This is a genomic window from Bullifex sp. (assembly GCF_034103065.1).
GTDB lineage: Bacteria > Spirochaetota > Spirochaetia > Sphaerochaetales > Sphaerochaetaceae > Bullifex.
The window spans coordinates 1-2,993 of the sequence record NZ_JAXEGN010000022.1; the positions used below are offsets into that span (position 1 = coordinate 1).

A 2,993-nucleotide genomic window follows, 5' to 3' on the forward strand; every position below is an offset into this window, starting at 1 on the left:
ACATAGAAAATCAGAGTAATCAGTTTTGAGGTTATATGAAACGAGTTAAGGAAACAAAACTTAAGCTTGAAAAGAAAGAAGCCAATATAGTTGGTCATCTTTGCTACGCAGCATTTAAGCTTTGGAATGTACTTAATTATGAGAGACTTCACTATGAGGAACTTGGATTAAAAGAGTATCCTGATTGGTACTATCAGAAGAAGAAACATAAGGATAACTTCTTTGCACGAAACCTTCCATCTCAAACAGCACAGGAAGTAGCAAAGCTTTTAGACAAGTCTTGGAAGTCTTACTTTGCTCTTCTTAAGAGTGGTGGAATTAATAACCCTCATCCTCCAAGATTCAAAAATGATAAGATGCCTGTTACATATATGCAAAATGCCATAGTCCATAATGGATGCGATATCAGATTAGCTCTCTCTAAGCAGCTGAAAGAGTTTATGAAGAAGGAATATGGAATTGATGATAATTACCTAAACCTTTCAAATCCAATATTTGAAAACATCACTTCCATTAAGCAGATTAAGCTCTATCCACCTGATGCTAAGGGAGAGTGTAGATGTATTGTTATCTATGAAGTAAAAGAGAGAGTAATGACGGAGGATAATGGAAACTATCTCTCTATAGACTTAGGCCTTAATAATTTGATGACCTGCTACTCAAATGTAAGTGGAGAGACATTTATTGTTGGACGAATGTATTTCTCTATTGAGCGTAAGTATCTTAAAGAAATAGAGAGAGTGCAGTCAAAATGGTATACAGCCCAAAATAAGAAAGGAGGAGTGATAAAAAGGAAAATAGAAAAGGATGTTGGACTTATTCTTCCAGTGATGTCACAATAAAAAAAAGACATCAAACAGGAAGTGGCAAGGCTTTAATTCGTCATTGTAATTAGTCCAAAGAGACTGCTAGGGAGAATGAAGAGTTATTGACCGCATCATTCAATGGTCCTTAGAGGCCGAATAGGAGAATGGAGTAACATCCACACAGGAACCATTTCATTGTTTTATGTCAAAGGAGAAAGGGAAATGGTTAACTGGGAAAGAAAGATTGTTAGCGTAGGGATTGACTTGCATACAACACAATTTACAACATGTGCAATAACTCCAGCAGGAGACATCTTGCAAGAAGAAAAATATCCAACAACAGAAGAAGGATATGCAAGCTTCATAGAATGGTGTCATAAAGTGGAGGAAGAGTATGAAGTTAAAGTAGAAATGGCAATAGAAGCAACAGGTAATGCAAGATATTTTAGAAATATAATGCAACATGAAGGCTTTTATGTAGTTGTTATTAACACATTGCATTTTAAGGTTGTAGTACAGAGTAGCAAGAAAACAGATTGGCATGATGCAGAGTTGATAGCAAGGTTTCTTTTAAAGGATATGCTTCCAGAAAGTTACTTATGTGATCAAGAAACAGAAGAATTAAGGAAGTTGCTTTCCGAGAGATCTGATTTGGTAAGTGTAATAGTTAAGACTAAAAATAAGATTCATAACATGCTTAGAGGTTATGGAATAAATACAACAGGTGCACAGTTCCAAAGTAAAAAGAAAAGGCAGCAGCTTTTAAACGATCTCGAAGACCACAAACTATATACTAAGCATGCTGCCAAAACATTAGAAATGTTACTTAGTACTTTAACTGTGTTGGAAGAACAAGTCAATGAGATAGAGCATTTGATTGATGAATTCATAGAAGAAGATGAAGTCGTTGAAAGATTAAAAACTATACCTGGTGTTGGAAAAATTACAGCATCTACTTTACGTGCTTATATAGGTGATATCAATAGATTTGATACTTACAAACAGTTTGCAGCATATTGTGGACTCACTCCATTTGTTAAGTATTCAAATGAAAAAGGATATACAGGGCATATAACTAAAAATGGACCAACTGAACTAAGAACATCAATGGTACAGGCGGTAATGGGTATGTTGAGATTACAGAAAGCTATTAGTGGCATTAATCTCATCTCGAAATATAAAGAAATGAAGCGAACAAAAGGCTCAGGAATAAGCATAATAGCTTTTGCAAGGAAATTGAGTCGCATCATTTATGTAATGCTTAAAACAGGAACAGACTTCGATTCATCTAAATTAAATGATGGTGAATATGATGTTCTTGATAATAAAACACAGGAGGCTTCTTAAGTTCTCCTGTTAAAAGAAAATAAGTTAATGGTTTTTGTGAAAAAACTATTGACCTTTTATAGGAGAATTGGAATATGAAAATAAGATTAGCTGACTATGTTGCAGACTTTTTAGTAGATCATGGAGTTACGGATGTCTTCAGTGTTGTAGGGGGAGGTGCAATGCACCTTAATGATGCGCTTGGCCATAAAGAAGGATTACATGTTACATACAATCATCATGAACAGGCATGTGCCATTGCGGCGGAAGCGTATGCTAGATTAGACAATAAGATTGCAGCTGTATGTGTTACGACTGGTCCTGGTGGAACAAACGCTCTTACAGGTGTAGTTGGGGGCTGGCTTGATTCTATTCCTATGTTTATTATTTCTGGTCAAGTTAGATATGATACAACAGCTAGATATGCTCTTCAGTACACAGGAACTCCTCTTCGTGCTATGGGAGACCAGGAATATGATATTACCAAAGCTGTAGAGCATATGACTAAATATGCCGTCATGATTGAAGATTCAAAAACAATTAAATATCATCTTGAAAGAGCATGGCATTTAGCAACAACTGGAAGACCTGGACCTGTCTGGATTGATATTCCGGTAAATTATCAGGGGATGTACATTGAAACTGATGGATTAGAAGGTTATAACCCAGATGAAGATGATGCAAAGCTTCCGCCTGCAGTTTCAGAAGATACTGTAAAAGAAGTTATCGAAAAGATTAGAAATGCCAAAAGACCAGTATTTCATGCGGGCTACGGAATTCGGCTTTCTGGAGCCTACGAGGAATTTAGAGTAGTTCTTGAAAAACTGAATATTCCAGTAGTGACATACTGGAATGCAGTCG

At 36.1% G+C, this 2,993-nt stretch carries 3 protein-coding genes; all 3 read left to right on the forward strand.

The window, feature by feature from the left end:
* Positions 1 to 35: 35 nt before the first annotated feature.
* Positions 36 to 842, forward strand: a complete 807-nt coding sequence (locus SOY52_RS00855) for a transposase (protein ID WP_320847093.1) — start codon at positions 36 to 38, stop codon at positions 840 to 842.
* A 186-nt stretch (positions 843 to 1,028) separates the two neighbouring features.
* Positions 1,029 to 2,153 (forward strand): IS110 family transposase, encoded by a 1,125-nt coding sequence (locus SOY52_RS00860; RefSeq protein WP_320847094.1) that lies wholly within the window; start codon positions 1,029 to 1,031, stop codon positions 2,151 to 2,153.
* Positions 2,154 to 2,227: 74 nt separating this feature from the next.
* On the forward strand, positions 2,228 to 2,993 hold a 766-nt coding region (locus SOY52_RS00865; protein WP_320847095.1), incomplete at its 3' end, for a thiamine pyrophosphate-binding protein.